At 59.1% G+C, this 24,307-nt stretch carries 20 protein-coding genes; 16 read left to right on the forward strand and 4 right to left on the reverse strand.

The features are described 5' to 3' along the window. Positions 1 to 110 precede the first annotated feature (110 nt). Positions 111 to 1,520 carry a diguanylate cyclase gene (locus tag PAF17_RS05460; RefSeq protein WP_271888081.1) on the reverse strand — a complete coding sequence of 470 codons (1,410 nt, stop codon included), beginning with the start codon at positions 1,518 to 1,520 and terminating at the stop codon, positions 111 to 113. 107 nt (positions 1,521 to 1,627) lie between these two features. Between PAF17_RS05460 and PAF17_RS05465 the strand changes: the two genes are divergently transcribed. The 5 genes from PAF17_RS05465 to PAF17_RS05485 all read left to right on the forward strand — a co-directional run bounded on the left by PAF17_RS05465 (position 1,628) and on the right by PAF17_RS05485 (position 5,714). Next, entirely contained in the window at positions 1,628 to 1,915 is a 288-nt protein-coding gene (locus PAF17_RS05465; RefSeq protein WP_271888082.1) for a DUF3572 family protein, read from the forward strand. 65 nt (positions 1,916 to 1,980) lie between these two features. Then, positions 1,981 to 2,571: a heme NO-binding domain-containing protein gene (locus PAF17_RS05470; protein ID WP_271888083.1), complete on the forward strand. Its 591-nt coding sequence runs from the start codon at positions 1,981 to 1,983 to the stop codon at positions 2,569 to 2,571. Beyond that, positions 2,571 to 3,584 (forward strand): GGDEF domain-containing protein, encoded by a 1,014-nt coding sequence (locus tag PAF17_RS05475; RefSeq protein ID WP_271888084.1) that lies wholly within the window; start codon positions 2,571 to 2,573, stop codon positions 3,582 to 3,584. Before PAF17_RS05470 ends, PAF17_RS05475 begins: the two co-directional genes overlap by 1 nt. Positions 3,585 to 3,678: 94 nt before the next feature. Next, a complete protein-coding gene (locus PAF17_RS05480) occupies positions 3,679 to 4,296 on the forward strand; it encodes a nicotinate-nucleotide adenylyltransferase (RefSeq protein ID WP_271888085.1) in 618 nt (205 codons plus the stop codon). Further along, positions 4,293 to 5,714 (forward strand): D-alanyl-D-alanine carboxypeptidase, encoded by a 1,422-nt coding sequence (locus tag PAF17_RS05485; protein ID WP_271888086.1) that lies wholly within the window; start codon positions 4,293 to 4,295, stop codon positions 5,712 to 5,714. Before PAF17_RS05480 ends, PAF17_RS05485 begins: the two co-directional genes overlap by 4 nt. On the opposite strand, the gene PAF17_RS05490 is transcribed toward PAF17_RS05485, so the two are convergent. Then, positions 5,711 to 6,133: a tellurite resistance TerB family protein gene (locus PAF17_RS05490; protein WP_271888087.1), complete on the reverse strand. Its 423-nt coding sequence runs from the start codon at positions 6,131 to 6,133 to the stop codon at positions 5,711 to 5,713. The two genes, PAF17_RS05485 and PAF17_RS05490, sit on opposite strands and share 4 nt — an antisense overlap. A 91-nt stretch (positions 6,134 to 6,224) precedes the next feature. Between PAF17_RS05490 and PAF17_RS05495 the strand changes: the two genes are divergently transcribed. The 9 genes from PAF17_RS05495 to PAF17_RS05535 all read left to right on the forward strand — a co-directional run bounded on the left by PAF17_RS05495 (position 6,225) and on the right by PAF17_RS05535 (position 19,421). Next, positions 6,225 to 7,823, forward strand: coding sequence for a lysine--tRNA ligase (locus PAF17_RS05495; RefSeq protein ID WP_271888088.1), 1,599 nt, complete (start codon positions 6,225 to 6,227; stop codon positions 7,821 to 7,823). Between the two features lie 171 nt (positions 7,824 to 7,994). Continuing rightward, positions 7,995 to 10,289: a glycosyl hydrolase family 28-related protein gene (locus tag PAF17_RS05500; protein WP_271888089.1), complete on the forward strand. Its 2,295-nt coding sequence runs from the start codon at positions 7,995 to 7,997 to the stop codon at positions 10,287 to 10,289. 259 nt (positions 10,290 to 10,548) lie between these two features. Next, positions 10,549 to 12,504 carry an acetate--CoA ligase gene (gene acs / locus PAF17_RS05505; protein ID WP_271888090.1) on the forward strand — a complete coding sequence of 652 codons (1,956 nt, stop codon included), beginning with the start codon at positions 10,549 to 10,551 and terminating at the stop codon, positions 12,502 to 12,504. Between the two features lie 132 nt (positions 12,505 to 12,636). Next, positions 12,637 to 12,894: a DUF4212 domain-containing protein gene (locus PAF17_RS05510; RefSeq protein ID WP_271888091.1), complete on the forward strand. Its 258-nt coding sequence runs from the start codon at positions 12,637 to 12,639 to the stop codon at positions 12,892 to 12,894. A gap of 13 nt (positions 12,895 to 12,907) precedes the next feature. Then, a complete protein-coding gene (locus PAF17_RS05515) occupies positions 12,908 to 14,716 on the forward strand; it encodes a sodium:solute symporter family protein (RefSeq protein ID WP_271888092.1) in 1,809 nt (602 codons plus the stop codon). A 73-nt stretch (positions 14,717 to 14,789) separates the two neighbouring features. After that, positions 14,790 to 16,601, forward strand: coding sequence for a putative nucleotidyltransferase substrate binding domain-containing protein (locus tag PAF17_RS05520; RefSeq protein ID WP_271888093.1), 1,812 nt, complete (start codon positions 14,790 to 14,792; stop codon positions 16,599 to 16,601). Further along, positions 16,598 to 17,098 (forward strand): hypothetical protein, encoded by a 501-nt coding sequence (locus PAF17_RS05525; RefSeq protein ID WP_271888094.1) that lies wholly within the window; start codon positions 16,598 to 16,600, stop codon positions 17,096 to 17,098. The genes PAF17_RS05520 and PAF17_RS05525 overlap by 4 nt, the downstream gene beginning before the upstream one ends. Continuing rightward, on the forward strand, positions 17,098 to 17,466 hold the full coding sequence (locus PAF17_RS05530; RefSeq protein ID WP_271888095.1) for a response regulator transcription factor: 369 nt from the start codon (positions 17,098 to 17,100) through the stop codon (positions 17,464 to 17,466). Before PAF17_RS05525 ends, PAF17_RS05530 begins: the two co-directional genes overlap by 1 nt. Then, positions 17,463 to 19,421 carry a 3'-5' exonuclease gene (locus tag PAF17_RS05535; protein WP_271888096.1) on the forward strand — a complete coding sequence of 653 codons (1,959 nt, stop codon included), beginning with the start codon at positions 17,463 to 17,465 and terminating at the stop codon, positions 19,419 to 19,421. The genes PAF17_RS05530 and PAF17_RS05535 overlap by 4 nt, the downstream gene beginning before the upstream one ends. Here PAF17_RS05535 and PAF17_RS05540 read toward each other — a convergent pair whose 3' ends face one another. Together PAF17_RS05540 and PAF17_RS05545 are read right to left on the reverse strand one after the other, a co-directional pair. Further along, on the reverse strand, positions 19,422 to 19,826 hold the full coding sequence (locus PAF17_RS05540; protein WP_271888097.1) for a hypothetical protein: 405 nt from the start codon (positions 19,824 to 19,826) through the stop codon (positions 19,422 to 19,424). A gap of 78 nt (positions 19,827 to 19,904) precedes the next feature. After that, entirely contained in the window at positions 19,905 to 20,585 is a 681-nt protein-coding gene (locus PAF17_RS05545) for a GntR family transcriptional regulator (protein WP_271888098.1), read from the reverse strand. A gap of 118 nt (positions 20,586 to 20,703) precedes the next feature. Between PAF17_RS05545 and PAF17_RS05550 the strand changes: the two genes are divergently transcribed. Together PAF17_RS05550 and PAF17_RS05555 are read left to right on the forward strand one after the other, a co-directional pair. Beyond that, a complete protein-coding gene (locus tag PAF17_RS05550; protein WP_271888099.1) occupies positions 20,704 to 22,053 on the forward strand; it encodes a glutamine synthetase family protein in 1,350 nt (449 codons plus the stop codon). Next, a complete protein-coding gene (locus PAF17_RS05555) occupies positions 22,053 to 23,375 on the forward strand; it encodes an NAD(P)/FAD-dependent oxidoreductase (RefSeq protein WP_271888101.1) in 1,323 nt (440 codons plus the stop codon). Before PAF17_RS05550 ends, PAF17_RS05555 begins: the two co-directional genes overlap by 1 nt. Positions 23,376 to 24,307: the final 932 nt, after the last annotated feature.

Raw genomic sequence — 24,307 nt, forward strand, 5'->3', positions numbered from 1 at the left:
TTGCCCCCTCAACTTCATGATGATCGCCCGAACGGGCGTATCGGACGGCAAATTAGTGTGAACAGCCTCGATTTTCCAGTGGCAATAGCCGCGACCATAAGGCGCAGGGACTAGCCGGCATGTTCCGGCTGGGCCAGTACGACGCAGTTTCGTCCGCGGGACTTTGCCTGACGCAGTGCACGATCGGCACGTTCCAGTGACGCTTCGGCGATTCGTTCGGCCGTGAACCCACCGTTACATGGCTCCTCCATGGCGACGCCGATTGATGAGGTGGCCGCGATGTTTCCGCCGCCGGACAACGCTGGCAGTCGTACCGGTCGGGCCTGTATGGCGGTGCGCAGATCTTCTGCCAGCTGCATGGCCTGCGCTTCGGTTGTGGATGGCAGGATGACCAAAAATTCTTCGCCACCTATGCGGGCGGCGAGGCCATGATCTTCGATGCAACGCTCGATCCGGCGCGCAAGATCGACCAGCACCGCGTCCCCGGCAGCATGGCCATAGCTGTCATTGATGGATTTGAAACGGTCCAGATCGAGGGCAAGCAGGGCGAAACCCTGTGAACAGGATTTCATTTCACCTGCAATTTCGGTCAATCGTGGCAGGGCATAGCGGCGGTTATACAGCCCGGTCAGCGGGTCTGTCATGGCCCAAAGCAGTTTGCGTTGTGTTTCCACGCGCCGTCTGTCGCCCTGTTCCTTTCGCGACAGCTGTGATTGCAGGGCGAGGGCCGCCAATTCGATCGCGGTTGCGGAATCGAAATCGACAGGCAGGACTTCGCCCGCGCCAAGGTCAAGGGCGATTGCAGACAGTTCGGTGCGGTGGGGTTCGGTCGCAACGACGAATGCCGCGTTCTTCGACCCGTTGCGTGACCGAAGCTCTGACAGCAACCGCAGCCCATCACCACGTTCAGCGATGTCGGCAGCGATCAGGTAAAGGTCGGCCGCGTGCCCGTTCGCGGCGGCGACAAGTGCTTCGGCCGGGGTGCAGATGGTAAAAGCCGACGCCAGCCGTCGTTGCAAAGCCCCGCGCCAGCGCATTGCCCGGGCTGGATTGTCGGCAACAAGGGCGACGCGAGTAATCGAAGGCGCAGCGCCGAACTGCGCCGCGGGTTCGGCCATCGAATTTTGCATGTCGGGCATGTCGCCGGAATCCCGCAGAAGGCCGCGTATTCGCGCCAGCAGCATTTGTTCGTCGATCAGCGGGTCAAGAACCGCCGCCACGCCAGCCCGCAGGGCCTCTAATCGGGTTGGCGCATTTGCAAGCATGATGATTGGCGTCGAGGTCAGCTCTGCCTCTCCCATCAGGGACATCGCAATCGCGACCGGATCAGTCTGCGCAAAACCGCCGCCCAATATAATGAGATCGGGCCGATACAGATGCGCCTGCCTGATGAGATCGTCGGAGTTGGACACCGTACAGACATCATAGCAGGCGGCAGTCAGGCGCACCTTCAGGGTGATGCGCGTCGTTGCCGTCCCGTCCGCGATCAGGATGCGTGCAGTCATCTGGGTGCGGTCCATCAAATTCGTTTGCGTCCATGACAGAAATGACAAAAAAGAATTAATAACTCCTTTCCAAAAGGATTGCATGCCATGCAAAAAGTGATTTTCACACGAAAAGGTGAAGGATGAGCAGTCAGGAACAGGCGCGAAGAGTGGCTTCGACATTGCTGGTTTATGTATTGGAACGCCCGGAACTGGCCGCGGGATTCCTGGGGGCCTCGGGGCTGGAGGTTCAGGATCTGCGCCGCCTTTCCGAAAGCGGGGGTCTGGATCTGCCCCTGCTGGACTATATTCTTGAGGATGATGAGCGTGTGCTTGAGGCGGCCGATTCTCTGGACCTGAGACCCGAAGATTTCCTGCGCGCGCGCACTGCAATGGAAGGTCCGGGGGGCTATGGCTGGGAAATCGGCTGATTTTCCCAAACGAGTTTCCGCTTTCTTCATCTTTGCCAGCTATCAGGCTGAGACAGAGGTGAGAAATGCAACAACTTATCATCCGCGCAATCGAGGAATTTTTACGCCAGACCTATGGCGAAAAATTGTGGCTTCGGGCCGTTGATCGTGGCATGGAACATGATCGGCGATCAATCGATTTGGCATCGGCCGCGCCGAAAGGGCTCAGCGTCGAGCGCCTGGTTACTTGCGCGGCGATCGAATTGGACAAGTCGCCTCAGGAACTGATGGAGGATGGCGGCGCCTGGCTTGCCCGACGCGAGGCGTTTCGGCGATTGCTTCGCTTTTCAGGACGCGATTTCAAGGACTTCCTGTTGAGCCTTGAAGAACTGCCGGGGCGTGCGCATTTCGTGGCTCCGGATCTTGCCATGCCGGATATATCCGTCTCTCTCTGTGCCGATGGTGAATTCACCCTGCGCCTTCCCGAAGGGACCTGGGGGTGGGCGCCACTGCTGGGCGGCGTGGTGCGGGCCATGGCGGATGACTATGGCGCTTTGGGTCTGATCGCGGTGGAGGGAAATGTGATCACGGTGAAAATCCCCGAAGCTGAGTTTTCACCCGGCCGGGATTTCAATCTGACGAGTTGTTTGCCTGTGCGCATAGCGGGGGAACCGTGATGCAGGTTGCGCAGCCGGGTGTGGAAATCATGGCGCATGATCTGGGGCGGTTGCTGCCCATGCATTTCATCGCTGATTCAACTGGCCGGATCGAACGGATGGGGCCGACCCTTCGGAAATTGTTGCCACAACGCGGCGCATGTGTACGAGATCTGTTCAGCAGCGGTCGCAGGAATGCCGATGGGGACATTCTGGCGATTCTGCTTCAGGCGGCCACACAAGGGGATCGCCTGTTCCTGCGCGTTCGTGGCTTGCCCGATGTCGGGCTGCGCGGCCATGCCATCTGGACCGAAGATCGGAAGATCCTGGTCAATCTGGGCTTTGGGATCGATCTGGTGCAGGCAGTTGGTCATGCGTCATTGACTGATGGCGATTTTGCACCGCCTGAATTGGCGATGGAGTTGTTGTTCATGCGCGAGGCCATGCAAGGCTTGCTGGGCGAGCTATCCCGCTACAACAGGCAGCTTGATCTGGCGCGAGAATCCGCAGAGTTGCGTGCTCATACCGACGCGCTGACCGGGGTTCGCAATCGTCGCGGCATGGAAGCCGATCTGGGACGGGCGTTCTCAACCACCTTGGATGACGAAGATGCAGGTTTCGCCATCGCCCATATCGATCTGGATCACTTCAAGCACGTGAATGATCTGTTGGGGCATGCCGCGGGCGACCGCCTCCTGTGCCAGGTGGCGCAGGTATTGACGCAGGCCACCCGAGGGCACGATACCGTTGCAAGATGCGGCGGCGACGAGTTCATCGTGATTTTACGCAACCTGACCGATGTCGCGACACTGGAACGGCTGGCGTCGCGAATGATCGCCGCAATCGAGGCATTGATGGCGCCAGAGACAGGTTGCCCCGTATCCGCCAGCATCGGGATCGTATTATCTCCGGGCTATCGAGACTTGTCGCTGGACCGGATGTTGCTGGATGCTGATGCAGCTTTGTATCAGTCCAAGCATGACGGGCGCGGGCGTGTGACGGTGTTATCCAAACCGCTGGCTGATTGTATCTAGGCGAAACTTGCAACCGGCATGCCCGCAGCCAAGGCGCAGGCCGCGAGCGCAGGATTCGGTTGGATTGGTCAGGGTGATGGTCTAAGCCGGCGATATGAAAGCAGGGCTGCCAATAGCGACGTCCGGTATGAAGATCGGGCTGTTGGGGGGATCGTTTGATCCCGCCCATGACGGGCATTTGCATATCAGCCACGAGGCTTTGCGCAGGTTCAGGCTGGATCGTATCTGGTGGCTGGTAACGCCCGGAAATCCGTTGAAGTCTCATGGACCTGCGCCAATGGATGCGCGGCTGAGCGGCGCAAGACGAATCGCCGGCTCGTCGCGGATCGTGGTGACCGATATCGAGTCGCGACTTGGCACGCGGATGACGGCGGATACGATCGGGCATTTGCAGCGGATCTATCCGAAGATCAGCTTCGTTTGGCTGATGGGATCGGACAATCTATGCCAGTTCCATCGCTGGGATCGTTGGCGCGACATTGCCGACAGGGTGCCGATCGGCGTTCTGGCGAGACCTGGCACCCGCAACGCCGCGCGTCATTCGCGCTCGGCGCAGTTGATGCGTGCCTGGCGTCTGCCCGAGATCGATGCGCCATTGTTGGCAACCTGTCATGCCCCCGCATGGGTCCTGATCAATCTTCCCATGTCGTCGCAATCCTCGACGGCGATCCGCAATGCCAAAGCTGCTGCGTCAGCCCGGAGTATATCATGAGCATGATCGATCGGCGCGCCATTCTGGGCGGTTTGTTGGCAACGCCGGCATTGAGGGCAATGGGGCAGGAGCCGTCGCTTTTTCAGCGTCCTCCGATCAAGCCGGTCCCCGCTACGCCGCAATTGATCACCCGTTCCGGCCTGATCGGGAAGGTCGGCTACGCGCTGATTGATCGTCGGGATGGCACGCCGATCGAAGTCGGAGGCGGGGATGTCGCCATGCCCCCGGCAAGCACGATGAAGGCATTGACGGCGCTATATGCGCTCAACAAGCTGGGCGAGGATTTCCGCTTTCGTACCCGAGTCATGCTGTCAGGCGACACGCTGATCCTTGCGGGGGGCGGGGACCCGGTACTGAGCACCGATGATCTGGCATCGCTTGCCGATCAGCTTGTTGCAAGTGGCCAGCCCTCGCCCGCGCGCTTTGCCGTGTGGGGCGGTGCCCTGCCGTCGATCGATGAAATCGCGCCGGCACAGGCCGATCATCTTGCCTATAACCCGGCCCTGTCCGGGATGATCCTGAATTTCAACCGAGTGCATCTGGGATGGCAAAGCGGTTCTGGCGGGGCGCGGATGTCCTTGCAGGCCCGTGCAGCTGCGAATTCGCCAAGGGCCTATACGATATCTGCCGAAGCGGCCGATCAGGCACAGTTATTCGCCTATCGCAAAGATGACCGGCGCGAATACTGGACCGTATCACGTGCCGCCATGCGCAGGCCGGGCAGCCGATGGCTGCCGGTCCGCAACCCTGAACTTTATGCTGGCGATGTGTTCCAGACCCTGTGCCGCGCCAAGGGATTGGTTCTGCCAAACCCCGAGGTGATTGCCGATCTGCCTGCTGCGACCGAAATTGCCGGACATGACAGTCCGGGTTTGCCGATCCTGCTTCAGGACATGTTGAAATATTCGACCAATCTGACAGCCGAAGCCATCGGAATGCGGGCCAGTGGTGCAACGGGTTTGAGGTTTTCGGCCAAAGCGATGCAAGACTGGTATCAGGCGCAAGGATTGGCCGAAGGCTTCGACCTGCGCGACCACTCGGGGCTTTCGACCGAAAGTCGCGTCAATGCGACGGGGCTGGCGCGGGCAATCTGTCTGGGTGGGAAGGCAAATGAGCTGGCCGCGCTGTTGAAGCGCAATCCGCTTGATGTCGATCTTGGTGTGCTGGAGGCGCGCGGCTATTCGGTCATGGCCAAGACCGGAACGCTCAATTTCGTTTCAAACCTGGCGGGGCATCTGCTGATCGACGGAAATGAAGGGGCCTGCTTTGCGATTTTGTGCACCGACGCGCCGCGTCAGCAGGCGTCGGTGGGGCAGGAAAGACCCGCAGGGGTCTTTGCCTGGACCCGAAATGCCAAGCGTTTGCAACGCGACATCCTGACCGGATGGGCGGAAAAGATGCGGTCCGGGGTGCTCTAAAGCACCCGGTGGCGCACCTGCGCCGACAACTCGATCGCTGCGGCGTGAAGGCGGGAAATACGCATCTGGTGGCGAATCTCGGCAAGCATTTCGATCTCGCCCTCATAGAGCCGCCCATCGGCCGCGCCGACATCGCAGGCAAGTGCATAGGCGGTCTCATACAGTTTTTCCGGCAACGCATCCCGGATCAACCCGAACAGCGCATCCAGCCCGTCTTCCTCTTCGAACAGCGAAATCACCGTCTGGCTGACGGCGCGGATGCGATCATCGTCATATTCCGCGAAAACGGGGGCATGATCGACCATCCGCTGAATGGCAACCAGTTCCGATGTGCGCATCGTCTGGTCCGAGGCGGAAACCGCGACCATGACAGCGACCAGCGCGTCACAGGCAGAAAATGAGGGTAGTTCAGTGGTCATTGTCACGACTCCGTCTTGTGTCATTGCAAATTATTGACGAACACACAGCCATTCAATAAGGCGTCGTAGCCTTGTAACAGGAGAATATGACATGAGCACTCTGCGTGATGCCGCAATGAAATCGAAGGCATGGCCGTTCGAAGAGGCGCGCCGGGTGCTGAAACGGTACGAAAAGAAAGCGCCGGAAAAGGGCTATGTGCTGTTCGAAACCGGCTATGGCCCGTCGGGCCTTCCCCATATCGGCACCTTTGGCGAGGTTGCACGGACCACGATGATCCGTCGCGCATTCGAGATCATCAGCGACATTCCGACGCGGCTGATCTGCTTTTCCGATGACATGGACGGCATGCGCAAGGTTCCCGAAAATGTTCCGCAGCAAGAGATGCTGAACCGGCATCTTCAAATGCCCTTGACCTCGGTTCCCGATCCCTTCGGCGAATATGACAGCTTTGGTGCGCATAACAATGCCATGCTGCGCCGGTTTCTCGATACCTTCGGCTTTGAATACGAATTCGTGAGCGCAACCGATTATTACAAATCGGGAAAATTTGATGAAACGCTGCTGCGCGCGGCCGCGCGTTACGACGATATCATGAAAGTCATGCTGGCCAGCCTGCGCGAAGAACGCCAGCAGACCTATAGCTGCTTCCTGCCCATCAGTCCCAAATCGGGTCGGGTTCTGTATGTTCCGATCAAGCATGTGGACGCCACCGCCGGAACCATCACCTTCGATGATGAGGAAGGGCAGGAAACGACGCTTCCCGTCACGGGCGGACAGGTCAAGCTGCAATGGAAGCCCGATTTCGGGGCCAGATGGGCCGCGCTGGATGTCGATTTCGAAATGTATGGCAAGGACCATTCCACCAATACCCCGATCTATGACCGCATCTGTGAAATTCTTGGCGGAAAAAAACCCGAGCATTTTACCTATGAGCTGTTCCTTGATCAGCACGGACAAAAGATCAGCAAATCCAAGGGCAACGGCCTGTCGATTGATGAATGGCTGACCTATGCATCGACCGAAAGCCTGTCGTATTTCATGTATCAAAAGCCCAAGACGGCCAAGCGCATGTATTTCGACGTCATTCCCAAGGCCGTTGATGAATACCACCAGCAATTGCGCGCCTATCACGATCAGACACCGGAACAGCAGGCGGCCAACCCCGTCTGGCATATTCACGGCGGCGATGTGCCTCAATCGGATATGGTCGTGCCGTTCCAGATGCTTTTGAACCTGGCATCTGTGGCGGGGGCAAAGGATCGCCAGGGTTTGTGGGGCTTTATTCAGCGATATGCGCCCGACGCCAGCCCGGAAACCCATCCCGCGCTGGATGAGGCGGCCGGATTTGCCGTTCGGTATTTCAATGACTTTGTTGCCCCGACGCGCACTTACCGCCTGCCCACCGACATCGAGCGCCGCGCGATGGAGGATCTGGCCGGACGCCTGGCGACCTGGAATCAAGAGGCTGATGCCGAAACGTTGCAATCCATGGTTTTCGCGATCGGCAAGGATCACGGTTTCGAGCCGCTGCGCAACTGGTTCAGCGCGCTCTATCAGGTGCTTTTGGGGGCGGATCAGGGCCCTCGTTTTGGTGGCTTTATCGCCCTGTATGGGATTGATGAGACCCGTGCACTGATTGAAAAGGCGCTTGCCGGCGAGCTGGTTTCCGCCGCGTCGGCGCAATCCTGATCGGCATTGCCGGCTTTTCGGGCGCGGATTTCGGAACTGACAGTGTTGCGTGGCAGGCCGTTGCGGCGCACGCTGTCTTCATGGGGCGTTAACGCTTTGTAAACTATTTCTTCAGGCAACCCGTATGGTCGCTGGCGCGGCTGGGGCACCGGGCGGTTTGAGGAGATGGAAATGAACATAGCGATTACTGACGGGCTGTTGCTGATGCCTCCCGCGTTTCACGCGGGGTTGAATGCCTGGTCGCAAAGTGACGGGACATCGGGCAGTGCCACCTGGGCTGTGGCGGACAATGCTGGCATCAATCCGGCGGATCAGGATTTCGGCCCGTGTCTTGAAATATACAAACAGCAAACGACGACCAGAATTCGCTTCATGGGCGAAACGCCGATGTTTCCCGGCGTGTATCTGCGCATTTCTGCGCGTGTCAAAGCCGTGGCGGGCGCCTTGTGCAGTGTCCGCATTGCCGGTTGGGCGGGGAATGGTTCGCGAAATCATGTCAGCGGCTTGATCGAAACCGGAGAGACGATTCCCTTGCCGGGCTATGGCGAGGTGGTCGAGGTCAGCGCGATTGTCGGGGTCGGGTCGCGCGATGGCGTCGATATGGGTTGGGGGACCGTGCCGGTCTATGGTCATTTCGGACTGGATCTGGTCGGGGCGAATGGCGGTGCGATCCGCATTGAATCCATCCGGATCGAGGATGTGACCTCGGCTTTCATTCCGTCGCTGATCGATTGGGTGGATGTGCGCGATTATGGTGCCGTCGGCGATGGTGTCACCAATGACCGTGCCGCGTTTCTGGCCGCTGATCAGGCCTCGGATGGTGGTTGGGTGCTTGTGCCCGATGGAGAATTCTTCATCGATGGCGATCTGGGTATCCAGAGCCCGATCCGTTTCAAGGGCAAGTTGAAAACGCCCGCCTCGACACGAATATCTTTTCTGCAAAGCTTTGACTTTCCGACCTATGCAGATGCGTTTGGCGACGAGGCGTTGGGATTGGAAAAGGCGTTGCAGGCGCTGTTTGGCTATACGGATCATGTGTCTCTGGACTTGCGCGGTCGCCGGGTCGAGCTGGATCGACCTATTCGCGTCGACCAGATTGCACCCGCGCTTAGCGATTTTTCCAATCGGCGCGTGATTTGCAATGGCAGCCTGTTGGCCGTGGCGGATGGCGATTGGTCCACGGGCACGACGAACAGTCGCGCCACCTATGATCCGGCCACGCCGACCCGGTTGAGCAATGTCGAAAACGTCGCTTCTATTGAGATTGGCAGCCGGATCAGTGGAAACGGGGTGGGGCGCGAAGTCTATGTCAACGGCAAGGATGTGGCGCGCGGGCGGCTGGAGCTTTCACAACCGCTCTATGGTGGCGCAGGCACGCGGAATTACAGCTTCGAAAGATACCGCTATTTGCTGGATTTTTCGGGTGTCGAACAGATCGATCGTCTGAATTTCGTGGATCTGGACATCAACTGCAATGGCGTCGCCAGCGCGATCATGCTGGCCCCGAAGGGCGAAATGATTGCAATGCGCGACTGTTACGTGACCCGGCCAAGGGATCGAGCGATTACTTCGATTGGGCGTGGCTGTCAGGACATGCTGATTGATCGCTGCCAATTTTTGTCGAACGAGATGGAGCTGCCGACACAGCAAAGAAGCAGCATCGCGATCAATGTGAACGCCAATGATGTGAAGATGCGCAACAACCGGTTCGTTCGCTTTGCACATTTCATGGTTGCTTGCGGTGGCGGGCATATCATCTCGGGCAATCATTGGTTCCAGGGCGACAACAGCAATGACGGGTTGCGCTATGCGGGGCTGGTGCTGACGCAGAAGAATGTCCAGACAACGATTTCAGGTAATTACATCGACAATGCTTCGATCGAATGGACCAATGAACATAGCGCCTATCCCGATTTCAGCGGCAGCGAGTTCAGTTTCGGCGGATTGACCCTGACCGGGAACACATGCCTATGCAGCAAGACGGTGCCCTGGTTCACGTGGTTGACGGTCAAGCCGTTTGGCAGCGGTCATTTTGTTCATGGTCTGAGTGTGGTCGGCAATGTGTTCAAGGCGCTGAACAATTCCATCGACCGGATCGAACGGGTCGACACATCGATTGCGGATCTTGATTACAACAATATGCGCAACGTCCAGTTCGAGGCGAATACCTTCAACGGGGTGGTCAACTATGTCTCGAATCCGTTGATGGTGATCCACACGCAATCCAGCCTGAATGATGCATGGACCTTGCCGGTGGTCGAAGGGTTGCCGTTTCAGGGCTGGGCGAAATCCGTGCAATCGGTCGTTGCCGAGGGCCCGATCACGAATTCATCGGGTCAGCAGGTCGACGCGATGCCTTGGGTGCAAACGCATATCGGTTCGACAAAACGTCAGGTTCGCTTGAATTGGAACCAGCGGTTGAAGGGCAAGATCTGTGTCTATGCGCGCATGGATCGACCGCAATAGGTGGGGGTGATCCGCAGTACTCCAAGGCCGCCCGCAGCTTGCTGCGCGGTGGCCTTTCCATATCGCGGTCGGCTTGTGAAAGATTTACAAATCTGGAGAAAATCTGGTCAATTAATTTACAAAAAAATGCTGTAAAAAAAAATACTTAACAAGCTATCGTGAATGTGATTAACATCTGGGTACGTCTGTTGTGCGGCCTGTGACATATCTTGCGATGGGGAATGGTCTGGCCGCGTCAATGCTGTGAGGAGGGGACTTGATGACGACGGCTGCCGCTGAAAAAATTGCCATACCTGCGGGCTTTGAAAACGCGCATGTCGGACCGGATCGTTATGCGGATCTATACGCTGAATCAATCAGCGATCCCGAAGCGTTCTGGGGCCGGGAAGGCAAGCGGCTTGACTGGATCGAACCCTATACCAAGGTCAAGAACACCAATTTCGCTTTTGGCGATGTCAGCATCAAGTGGTTCGAGGACGGGGTGCTGAATGCCAGCGTGAACTGTGTCGATCGTCATTTGAAGGATCGTGCGGACCAAACAGCCATTATCTTCGAACCCGATGATCCCCAGGCCGAAGCGCAGCATATCACCTATGCGGAATTGTCCGAAAAGGTGAACCGTTTCGCCAATGTCTTGCTCAGTCAGGGCGTCATGCGTGGTGACCGGGTTGTGATCTATCTGCCGATGATCCCGGAAGCCGCCTATGCAATGCTGGCCTGCGCCCGGATCGGGGCGATCCATTCAATCGTGTTCGCAGGGTTTTCGCCCGATGCGCTGGCAAACCGGATCAATGATTCCGGCGCCAAGGTGGTGATCACCGCCGATACGGCGCCGCGTGGCGGGCGGCGCACTGCGCTGAAATCCAATACCGATGCGGCATTGTTGCATTGTTCGGATCGGGTGCGTTGCCTGGTGGTCAAACATACCGGCGACCAGACGACATGGATCGATGGGCGTGATGTCGACGTCAAGGAACAGATGAAACATGTCAGCCCGGATTGTCCGCCCCGCCCGATGGGGGCCGAGGATCCGCTGTTCGTGCTGTATACCTCGGGGTCGACCGGAAAGCCAAAAGGTGTTGTGCATTCGACGGGCGGTTATCTGGTCTATGCGGCGATGACCCATCAATATACCTTCGACTACAAGGACGGGGACATCTTCTGGTGCACGGCCGATGTGGGCTGGGTCACCGGGCACAGCTATATCATCTATGGTCCGCTGGCGAATGGCGCAACGACGTTGATGTTCGAAGGCGTGCCGACCTATCCCGATGCCGGTCGTTTCTGGGAGGTGTGCGCCAAGCACAAGGTCAATCAGTTCTACACCGCTCCGACCGCCATTCGTGCATTGATGGGCAAAGGAACCGAGTTCGTTGAAAAACACGACCTGTCCAGCCTGCGCATCCTGGGAACTGTCGGTGAGCCGATCAACCCCGAAGCATGGAATTGGTACAACGACCATGTGGGCAAGGGAAAATGCCCGATTGTTGACACATGGTGGCAGACCGAAACCGGGGGACATCTGATTACCCCGCTTCCGGGCGCGACCGAGACCAAGCCCGGTTCGGCCACCGTGCCGTTCTTCGGGGTCAGGCCCGAGATTCTGGACCCCAGCAGCGCCGAACGTATCGATGGCAATGGCGTCGAGGGCGTGTTGTGCATCGCCGATAGCTGGCCGGGACAGATGCGCACTGTGTGGGGTGACCACCAGCGCTTCATGGAGACTTATTTCCAGCAATATCCCGGCTATTATTTCACCGGCGATGGCTGCCGCCGCGATGAGGATGGCTATTACTGGATTACCGGTCGGGTCGATGACGTGATCAATGTGTCAGGGCATCGCATGGGAACCGCCGAGGTCGAATCCGCCCTGGTCGCGCATGAGCATGTCGCCGAGGCGGCTGTGGTGGGCTATCCGCACGCGCTGAAGGGGCAGGGGATCTATGCCTATGTCACGCTGATGAACGGGGTCGAGCCATCCGAGGAACTGCGGGCCGAGCTGGAAAAATGGGTGCGTACGGAAATTGGCCCGATTGCGAAACCCGATCTGATCCAATGGGCTCCGGGCATGCCCAAGACCCGTTCGGGCAAGATCATGCGCCGCATCCTGCGCAAGATCGCAGAGAATGATTTCGGCAGCCTGGGCGATACATCGACCCTGGCCGAGCCAGAGGTCGTGGATGAATTGATTGCCAACCGCATGAACCGCGACTGAGCTTGACGAAAACCGGATAGGGGCCATTGCGGCCCCGCCAAATCACCCTGGTCTTCCCGCCGGGCTGATGGGTGCTGGCACAAGGAAATGGCGGGACGAGGGACATGTCTGAACAGGGAGGGTTCTAAGGACATGAGTGACAGACAATCATCAAATGCATATTGGCAGGCCAATCTCAGGATTATCTGGGTCTGTCTGGCGGTCTGGGCGCTGGCATCCTATGGGTTTGCCATCATTCTCAGACCATTGGTTTCGGGCATCAAGATCGGTGGCACCGATCTTGGGTTCTGGTTCGCGCAGCAGGGTTCGATCCTGGTCTTCATCGTGCTGATCTTCAGCTATGCCGCACGTATGAACAGGCTGGATCGCGACCACGGCGTGGATGAGTGAGGAGATCTGATCCATGACCCAGTTTACTCTGAACCTGATCTTTATCGGGCTGTCCTTCGCGCTTTATATCGGCATTGCGATATGGGCGCGGGCCGGATCGACCGCCGAATTCTATGCCGCCAACCGGGGTGTAAGCCCGGTCATGAACGGTATGGCAACGGCGGCGGACTGGATGTCCGCGGCATCGTTCATTTCCATGGCCGGCCTGATCGCGTTTACCGGCTATGACAATTCGACCTATCTGATGGGTTGGACGGGGGGCTATGTCCTTCTGGCGATGTTGCTGGCTCCGTATCTGCGCAAGTTCGGCAAGTTCACGGTGCCTGAATTCATCGGTGACCGGTTCTATTCCAAGACGGCGCGGATCATCGGCGTGATCTGTCTGCTGATCATCTCGATCACCTATGTGATCGGCCAGATGACCGGAGTGGGCGTCACCTTTTCGCGCTATCTCGAGGTGTCGAATTCGACCGGCCTTTGGATCGGTGCGGCGATGGTGTTTTGCTATTCCGTTCTAGGTGGCATGAAGGGCATCACTTACACGCAGGTTGCGCAATATATCGTTCTGATCATCGCCTATACCATTCCGGCGATTTTCATCGCGCTGCAACTGACGGGGCATGTCCTGCCGCAAACCGGGTTGTTCGGCACGCTGAACGGCACCGACACCAAGTTCCTGACCAAGCTGGATCAGGTGGTCACCGATCTTGGATTCCGGTCCTATACCGAACATCACGGCGGAACGCTGAACATGGTCCTGTTCACGCTGGCGCTGATGATCGGCACAGCGGGTCTGCCGCATGTGATCATCCGCTTCTTTACCGTGCCCAAGGTTTCGGACGCACGTAAATCGGCAGGTTGGGCGCTGGTGTTCATTGCGTTGCTTTATACCGTCGCGCCTGCGGTCGGGTCGATGTCGCGCTTCAACCTGACGGCAACCATGTGGCCGGGTGCGCAAACCGGCGAGACCTTCAGCCAGCCTGCGGTCAGCCTGGACTCGATCGAAAACGACGAGGACAAGCAATGGATGCGCAACTGGCAGGTGACCGGACTGCTGAACTGGGAAGACAAGAACGGCGACGGTCTGATCCAGTATTACAACGAGGGCGGTGAAAGCGAGGCACTGGCTGCTGCCGTGGCGGAACAGAACCTGCAAGGCAACGAACTGACAACCGTCAACCGCGACATCATGGTTCTGGCGAACCCTGAAATCGCGAATCTGCCGGGCTGGGTCATCGCCATCGTGGCTGCGGGTGGTCTGGCTGCGGCATTGTCGACGGCCGCGGGCCTGTTGCTGGCAATTTCGGGCGCGGTCAGTCATGACCTTGTGAAAGGCGCGATCAACCCGAATATCAGCGAGAAAGGCGAGCTGAACGCCGCGCGGATTTCGATGGCGGTATCGATCCTTGTTGCCACGATCCTGGGTCTCAACCCACCGGGTTTTGCGGCGCAGACGGTCGCCCTGGCATTCGGTCTTGCGGCAAGTTCGATCTTCCCGGTCCTGATGATGGGTATCTTCAGCAAGCGCATCAACAAGCAGGGTGCCATTGCGGGTATGCTGGCAGGCATCCTTTCGACGCTGCTGTATATCTTTACCTACAAGGGATGGTTCTTCATTGCCGGCACCAACATGCTGGACGATACCGCCGCGAACTGGCTGTTCGGTATTTCCCCGGCATCCTTCGGGGTGATTGGCGCGCTGATCAACTTTGGCGTGGCCTATGTCGTTTCGAACGCGACGGAAGAGCCGCCGATCGAAGTGCAGGAACTGGTGGAATCGATCCGCGTGCCGCGTGGCGCGGGTGGCGCGGTGTCGCACTGACAAGAATGGCCGCACCCCGGCAGAACGGGGTGCGGCTACCCTTGGCATGACAATCACGGGAGGGGTGTCGCGAATGTCCGAGACGATCGAATTTCTCGCTACGGTTCATCCCTATGATTGCCTGCCGCGCAACGAGCTGGACAGATTGGCCGGTTCCTTCCGCTGCAGGGATTATGAGACGGGCGCAACGATCTATCAGTTCGGGGACAAGCTGCCCGGTTTATACCTGATCCGGTCGGGGCATGTGCGCGTCACCGATCGCAATGGCGATCCAGTGTCCGAACTGGGCCAGCGCAACTCCTTTGGCGAACGCGGTTTGTTGCGGGACGGTGTGGCCGTCACCTCGGCCACAGCCATCGACGAGGCGCAGGTTCTGATGTTGCCGCGCGCCGAGCTAGAGCGGCTGATCGCGGATCATCGCTGTGTTGCCCGCTTTTTCGCGCGTGGACGAATGGCCAGCCTGCGCGGAGCCGATATTGCCCTGTTGAAGGTCGAAGAGCTGCTGGCCGGTCGGGCACCTCTGTTCTGTTCAGCCGATACGCCGATTGTCGAGGCCGCAGGCCAGATGCGCGACGCGGGTGTCAGCAGCATCGGCGTGGTCGAGGATGGGGCGCTGATCGGTCTGGTGACCATTCGCGACATGTCCAACCGCGTCGTGGCCGAGGGGCGCGATGCGGGGCAACCCGTGCGCAGCGTCATGACCGAACATCCGGTGACCTTGCCGCCGACCGCATTGGGTTATGATGTGCTGAGCATCATGTCCAGACGGGGGATCGGCCATTTACCGGTGGTTGAGGATGGTCGCTTCATCGGCATGATCAGCCAGACCGATCTGACGCGCGTTCAGGCGATCAGCTCGGCGGGGTTGGTCCGCGACGCGATGCAGGCGCAAACGGTTCCCGGCCTTGCGCGGGTGGCTGCGGGTATTCCCGATCTTCTCGATCAGATGGTGCATGCTCATCAGCGCCACGAGGTGATTACACGCATGATCACCGATATCGCCGATGCGGTGACGCGGCGACTGCTGGATATGGCGCGGGACCGTTTTGGACCCGCGCCGTCGCGATGGTTGTGGGCCGCCTGCGGATCGCAGGGACGGCAGGAACAGACCGGCGTCAGCGATCAGGATAATTGCCTGATCCTGGAAGAGGGCGCCAACCCGGATGATCCCTATTTCACGAACCTGTCGCGCTTTGTCTGTGACGGGTTGCACGCCTGCGGTTATGTGTATTGTCCGGGCGACATGATGGCCACGAACCCAAGATGGCGTCAGCCCAGAAATGTCTGGCAGGGCTATTTCACGGATTGGATAACCCATCCCAGCCCCGAGGCGCAAATGCTGGCCAGTGTCATGTTTGATCTGCGCGCGATCGCCGGCGATGCTGCGCTGCTGGCCGATCTGCAACAGGACACGTTGCAAATGGCCTCGCGCAATTCGATCTTTGTGGCGCATATGGTGTCCAATTCGTTGAAACACCGCCCACCGCTTGGATTGATGGGCGGTTTCTCGACGATCCGGTCGGGCGAACACAGGCACCATATCGACATGAAGCATAACGGAGTCGTGCCGGTGACGGATCTGGCGCGGGTCTATGCGCTGCAAGGTCGTCTGACATCGGTGAACACGCGTGCGCGCCTGTTGGACGCCGAGGCGAGGGGCGTGGTATCGGGCAGCGGTGCGCGCGATCTGATCGCCGCCTATGATCTTATCCAGACGATGCGGCTGGAAAATCAGGCACATCTGATTCGTGCCGAGCGGACTGCCGACAATTACCTGTCGCCATCCGATCTGCCCGATCTGGAGCGCAGTCACCTGCGTGACGCCTTTGTCGTCGTGCGCAGCATGCAATCGGCCCTTGGCCATGGGAAGGGAATGTTGGGATGACCGGAGTGGGCGTTGAGGTTCTGGGCGTCATTGCGGTGGGTATCGGGGTGGCGGCGCTGTTGTTCGCCTCGTTTCACGCGATACGGAAATTCGGTCTGGATCTGCCACGTTGGTGGATCCCGGCGGGAATTGGCATCGCGATGGTCGGCTATTCGGTCTGGAACGATTATGCTTGGTATGATCGGGCTGTCGGGCGGCTGCCATCGGGGTCCGAGGTTCTGTTGGTGGGGCATGAAAAGATGCCCTGGGCGCCCTGGACCTATATTGCCCCGGTTGCGGTTCGTTTCGCTGCATTGGATCCTGCCACCATCAGGGGCGCGGCGGATGGTATCCGCCAAGCCCAGATCATGCTGATCGAACGCCGGGGCCAGGCACTTGTGGTGCCGCAGGATTTCGACTGCGCGGATCGGCAGATCCGGCGCGCGGATTCGCAATGGACCCCGGTCGATCCCGATGATGTTGCCTTCTTGCGTGTTTGTCAGGGGGCAAGCGGCTGATGGCAAGGATCCTGGTGGTCGAGGATGAAGACAACATCGCCGTGGCGCTCGATTTTCTGTTGTCGCGTGACGGGCATGTTCACGAGCGTCTGGCAAGCGGTGGCGACGCGTTGAACCGGATACGGGAAACGCGGCCTGATCTGGTGTTGCTGGATGTGATGTTGCCCGATATTTCCGGCTATCAGATCGTTCAGGATTTGCGGGCCGATCCGGCGCTTGCGGATGTGCAGGTGTTGATGATGACAGCCCGTGGATCGGTCGTCGAACGGCGCAAGGGATTGGCCCTTGGGGCAGATGGTTTTATCGCAAAACCGTTCGAATTGTCCGAGTTGCGATCGGAAATGAGCAGATTGCTTGCAGCGCCATGACACTGCGTGATCGCTCGTTGAGGTTGCGTATATTGCTGCTTTTTGTGGGGCTGGGCGGTCTGGTCCTGACGATCCTGGGGGCGGCATTGGGCGTTGCGGCCCTGCGCCTTGGCAATGCTGATCTGCGATCCGGAGTGATTGTCGATGCGTTTGCGTTGGCGGGGCTGATCGCCGGGCTTGGTGCGGTTGGGGCCATCGCGGCGGTGTGGCTGTTGTTTGATCGCCATGTTGCGCGACCCATCGAAACCCTGGCGGGCGGGTTGCGCACCGGTCAGGCCCCCTCGGCCGAAGATAGCCGGTATCTGGCGGATCTTGGGCCGGCTGTGCAGGATGCGGCGCGGGCAAGGGCAAGCGCTGCACAGGCCTTGGCCAAGGCCGTTCGGGACCATGCCGGCGAGCTGGCGCATGAAAAGGAAACGCTGGAAAAGATCCTGGCCGATTTCGGGGCAGGCGCGGTCATGACCGATGCGCATCACCGGATCGTTTTCTATAACGGGGCGGCTGCCGCGTTGCTGAACGGGATTGCGCTGGACCGGCTGTTGGATCGTTATATCGTTTCGGGTGCGATTGATGCGGCGCAGGCCCGGCTGGCAACCGGGGTCGAGGCCACCGATCTTGTGTGTCGCACCATCGATGGAAGCCGGCTGACGGGGCGAATGCGACAGGTCGATGAAAAGATCCTGTTGATCCTGCGCGATGAAGATGCGGTTCCCGCCTTGCCGCGTGACCGACTGGAAACCCTCAGGCGTCATGCCGCGACGCTGGTGCCGATGCTGGATGCGCTGGACGGTCCGATGCCGGCTGATCTGGCCGAAGCGATCCGCCATGAAGGGCGTGGTCTGGCGCGTGAAACCCGCGCATTGTCCGAGCTGATATCGGGGCGCGGATCGGTGGGGCGTGCCAATCTGGCCGAACTGACGGCGGGTCTTCAATTGAAAGCGAAGCTGCCCGATGTCGTGGTGCTGGCTGATGCCGGGCCGCTGAATGCATTGCTGCGTCGGTTACAACTTTATCTGCGCGATGACGGACTGGATCCGGTTCTGGATTGCGTCATGGACGATCCCACCGAGGCCCATCTGTCGCTGGTCTGGACCGGGCGGCCGGTGGCAATGTCACGATTGGAGGATTGGCTGGCGCAACCGCCCGATTGTGCGCAGCCCGACCTTTGCGGTGCCGAGATACTGGCTGCGCATGCAACGGGCATCTGGCCCGAGACCCTGCAAGGGGGGCAGGCCCGGCTGGTCTTGCCGCTGGCTGTCGCAACGGGCGCACAGCGCCCGACAGGATTGACCTATGATTTCGCGCTTGGCAGGCGTGGGCCGCAATCCTCGCGTCTTTCGGAACTGACCTGTGTCGTGTTCGATACCGAAACGACGGGGCTGGATGTCAGCGACAGGATCGTGCAGATCGCTGGATTGCGGATCGCGGGGGGGCGATTGACCGGAGAAAGCTTTGAAACGCTGGTCAATCCGCATCGGGCGATTCCGCCGGCTGCCACGCGGATCCATCGGATCAGCGATGACATGGTCGCTGATGCTCCGGATATCGGGGCGGCGCTGTCTGCCTTTCATCATTTCGCCGAAGATGCGGTGCTTGTTGCGCATAATGCGCCGTTCGACATGGGCTTGTTGCATGCCGCGCAATCGGAAACGGGCGTGCATTTCGCAAATCCGGTGCTTGACACGGTGCTGTTGTCGGCCATGGTTTGGGGCTATTCCGCCGATCACAGTCTGGATGCCTTGGCCAGCCGTCTGGAGATCGATATCCCTTCCGAAACGCGACACAGCGCAATGGGTGACAGCATCGCCACCGCCAGAGTTTTCCTGCGTCTGGTTGCGGCGCTTGAGGCCAAGGGTATTCAAAGTTTTCAGGATGTCACAGAGAACGCCAGAAAGTTCCGTCGCCTGATTGCCGATGCCAACCACGCGCGGCAAGATTCGATCAAAGGGGGGTGATCACAGCTCGATTTCAGGTGCGTCGGGATTGATCGGAATATCGGGTTCGGTCTGGAACCGGTCGGGATCTTGCAGGCCCGGCCCCAACGGCGGGGGCGGCGGGGCATCCGCGCGGCGACGAATGATGATGTCGCCATTTTCCAGCCTTTCGGGCATCTGATAATTTTCCATGTCATCGACCATCGTTGACAGATCCTCGAAGACCGGGGCCATGCGCGACAATGCCCCCGACATGTCTTCGCCCAGACGGTTCAGGTCGGGGCCGATATCATCGATGAAATCCTGCATCAGATTCTCGATCCCGCGCTGAAGCAGGCCGGAACCGTTCCCTTCGGGTTCCTGGGCGCTGACCGGCATGGTCGCAGACAGGAAGAACAGGGCGGCGATGAATGAATGTTGTTTCATGCCACTTACGATGGGCGCAACCGGGATTGCAGGCAACCGGTTTGTTGCTGCTTCTCGGGAAAATGAATCCTCGGCCTGTCAGTCGTCCTGTCCAAGTATCTGGCGGCCAAGATGCAGGATGCCGTCTCGGATATCACTTTCCAGTGCCGCGCATAGCGCCACCGGATCGCGATCAGCCAGCGCCTTCAGAATAGCCTTGTGATGGTCGACTTCGATGATCGTTTCGATCTGTTCGACAACCCGGCGCTGAAAAGGCCCCAGTTGCAGCCAAACGCTTTCGATCAGGGCCATCGCGCCATGATGCGGGGGCAGGCAATAAAGGTCGCGGTGAAAGCGGTGGTTCAGGCGGGTCAGCGCGTCAAGGTCGCGCGCGGCAATCGCATGATCCATATTGTCGTCAAGCCTGCGCAGATCGTCGATGGCAATCTCTGACAGATAGGGCATGGCGCGCAGGATCGCGTGGCGTTCCAGCATGACACGCAGTTCGACCAGATCTTCCAGGCGTCCCGCGCTCATGTCCGGGATCCGTAGCCGCCGGTTACCCAGAACCTCGATCGCATTTTCGGATGACAGGCGGCGAATGGCTTCGCGGATTGGTGTCGGACTAAGGTCCATTTGTTGTGCAAGACCACGAAAGGTCAGGGCGGTTCCCGGACGCAACACCCCCACCATGATCGCGTCGCGCAGGCGAAGATAGGCGTATTCCTGGGTGGTCATTGCCTCGGGGCGGGGCAGCTGCGGGATAGGCCGGTCGGTCATGTCGTGAACTGTCTTGTCAATCTTGCGGGATAGCGCCCAGAATGACCGCAGGGCCTGCTTGACTCAAGGCAAAAAACTATCACATAAAACGAAAGTGTATCACATTTTGGGTGTTCCGATGGAAGTCGAGGAAGCGGCTGCGTGGCTGAAGGATCAGCCGGAGATTCAGACGATTTTTGCGTGTATCTGTGATCTGAACGGTGTCATGCGCGGCAAACGGGTGCCTGTCGACCAGCTGGACAAGATCCTGAAAGGCGAATTGCGTATGCCGCTGTCGCTGCTGGGGATGGACATCTGGGGCGAAGATATCGTCGGCAACGAACTGGTCTTTGACACTGGCGATGCCGATGGCCTGTGTGATTTCACCGGGCGTGCGCCCAGCCCCGTGGGCTGGACCACCCGGCCGGCCATGTTTGCCCAGCTGTGGATGCGCCAAGAGGACGGAACCCCGTTTCCCGGCGATCCCCGGCGCGCCCTGGCTGCTGTGGCGGAACGTTTCAAGGCCCATGGGCTGACCCCGGTTGTCGCCACGGAACTGGAATTCTATGTTGTCGATCCCAGCAAGGCGGCGCCGCAGCCCCCCTGTTCGCCGATCACGGGAAAACGCCTGGATTCCGACGGCGCGCTGTCTTTGGATGAATTGCAGCATTTCGACGCGTTTCTGAACGATGTTTACGATGGGTGCCGCGCACAGGGGATCCCGGCGGATTCAGCCATTTCCGAAAACGGGGCGGGCCAGTTCGAGATCAACCTTCTGCATGTGGCCGACCCGCTGAAGGCCGCAGATGATGCCGTTCTGTTCAAGCGCCTGGTGCGTGGGATCGCCCGCAAGCACGGTTTCGCCGCAACCTTCATGGCCAAACCCTATGGCGACCGCGCCGGATCGGGGATGCATGTGCATTTTTCCCTGATCGACGAACAGGGACGCAATGTCTTTGACGATGGTGGTGATCTGGGCACCGACCTGCTGCGCCACGCGGTTGCCGGTCTGATCAACACGATGCAGGAAAATACGCTGGTTTTCGCACCGCATGAGAATTCTTTCCGGCGTCTGTTGCCGGGGGCGCATGCACCTGCCGCAGTAGCTTGGGGGTATGAAAACCGTACCGTCGCGATCCGCGTGCCGGGTGGTTCGCCCAAGGCGCGCCGGATTGAACACCGCGTTGCGGGGGCGGACGCAAACCCCTATCTGGTTCTGGCATCCATTCTGGGCGGTGCCTTGCTGGGGATCGAACAGAAATGGCAGCCCCCGAAACCCGTCGAGGGGGATGCCTATTCGCTTGATCTCGATACCCTGCCGCCGGACTGGGCATCGGCAATCGACGCGTTTTCGCGCGGGCCAAGGGTGAACCAGATCTACAGCAACCGGTTGAAGCGGATGTTCGTGCAATGCAAGCAGCAAGAGCTGCGTCGCTTTACCAGTCATGTCACCGATTTCGAATATCACAGCTATCTGGAGGCGGTTTGATGAACGCCACTGTTTCCCAGCCTGCCCATCCCTATGCCGGGGATGGCCAACATACGACCAGCTATTACGCCGCTTCGGCCAACCCGTCGCCCGAACGACCGCCGCTGCGGGGCAACCTCGACATCGATATCTGCGTTGTCGGTGCCGGGTATTCCGGTCTGTCAACGGCGCTGCATCTGGCCGAGAAAGGGCACAAGGTCGCCATTCTGGAAGGCGCCCGCGTCGGTTGGGGGGCATCTGGTCGCAATGGGGGGCAGATCGTCAACGGTCTGAATGCCAGTTTGCAGACCATTGGCCGGCGCTATGGTCAGGATACTGCCCGTTTTGTGGCCGGGCTGGTCCAGGAAGGCGGTCAGATCATTCGCGAACGTGTTGCGACCTATGACATCAAATGCGACCTCAAGAACGGCAATGTCTTTGCTGCACTGACCGACAAGCATCTGCGCGACCTTGAGGATCGCAAGCGTCTTTGGGAAAGCTATGGGCTTGAGAACCAGCGCATGCTTGATCGCAGCGAAATGCAGGACCATGCCCGTTCCGATCTTTACACCGGCGGTATGCTCGACGTGACCGGGGGGCATCTGCATCCGCTGAACCTGGCGCTGGGAGAGGCCGCGGCCTTCGAAGGGCTTGGTGGCCAGATCTTCGAAATGAGCCCTGTCATTTCGGTCGATAGCAATGCGGCAAAGCCTGTGGTCAAGACTGTCGAAGGCCAGGTGACCTGCAAGACACTGGTTCTGTGCGGCAATGCCTATCTGGGCCATGTGGTCCCGGAACTGACGCCCCGCGTCATGCCGGTGTCGACCCAGGTCATGGCGACGGAACCATTGGGCGAGGCATTGGCCCGCGAATTGATGCCAGCCGATACCTGCATCGAGGATGTGCGCTATATCCTTGATTATTATCGCATGTCCGCAGATCATCGCCTGTTGTTCGGGGGGGGGACCGTATATGGCGGCACCGACCCCAAGGACATCAAGGCGAAGCTGTGGAAGAACCTGCACAAGGTCTTTCCACAGCTTGAAGGGCGACGCATCGATTATGCCTGGTCCGGGAATTTTGCGCTGTCATTCTCACGCGTGCCGCAGATGGGGCGTATCGGAGGCAATACCTATTTCGCGCATGGTTATTCCGGTCATGGCGTCACCGGATCACATACTTTCGGTCGAATCCTTTCCGAAGCGATACATGGTGATACCAGCCGCTTCGATGTCTTTGCCGATCTGCCCTGGATCCCGTTTCCGGGCGGTCGGACATTCCGTGTGCCCTATTCGGTGATGGGTTCCTGGTGGTACGCGCTGCGTGATCGCCTTGGCGTCTGAGAACGACCCGGCAATGGCCATGAAACTGCTTCTTGGCCATTGCTGATTGATCGCCTTGCAAATGATGCCCCGGGCGGGAATTGTTGTGCGAAGCAACTTTGGGGCTATATGGCGCTCTTCCAAGGTGGCGCATTGCGCGCAAGGTCTCGTTTCGCGCCAATGTTGCCGGACAGCTTTCTGTCCAGGCCTGACCATGCCGGCGGGTGGGGATGATCGTCTCAGCGCCTCGGTCGATGATCGCGGCATGGCATCGTCGCGCTGATCCGCATTTGGCATCGGCACAGCGTCGAGTAATTCGGCACCGGGCAGTCGAGCCCCAACACCCAGCTCCGTCGATCAGCCAACCCAAAAGCTTTGCAGAAGCGAAAGGCCGACGAGCATGTGTCGCGAGAGGCGCGTCTTGATCGCGGTATCAGAGCGCGTTCGGGCTGCCCCTGCGTTCCGATCTTTCCGGCAGACCATGTCGGGATCAAACCAGACCGACAATGAGCCCCGTTGGTCGAGCGTAGCGTTATTTCATCCTGCGAGAGTGGGCTTCAGCCCGGAGCAGATCCAAGATGCTGGCTCCTGGCAATCACCCCTCATCCCCGCTTCGTGAAACAAGTCTTTCGGAGGCGGGCATGTCGTGATGTTTTCCATGGGTGGTCGTTTGGCAGCCTGGCTGGAAACTCGACATCATCGACAAGAATCCGCCCGTTCTTGTCAAGCGCAAGGCAGGATAGGCCGGCAGCAATGCGGCCTGAAAACCAGACAGCCCTCATGTCGGGCAAGGGCAGATCAAGAGAAACGCCGGCAACACGGCTATTTTGCGGTTGCGGCGCTGGCAATGAACGCAGCCAACGGCAAGGACAGCAGAAAAAACCGCCGAAATCCGCAGGACAGGTTCCGATGATGTTGATCAACCACCGTATCGGGCTGTCGGTCACGGCGGC

Source organism: Paracoccus onchidii (assembly GCF_028294535.1).
GTDB lineage: Bacteria > Pseudomonadota > Alphaproteobacteria > Rhodobacterales > Rhodobacteraceae > Paracoccus > Paracoccus onchidii.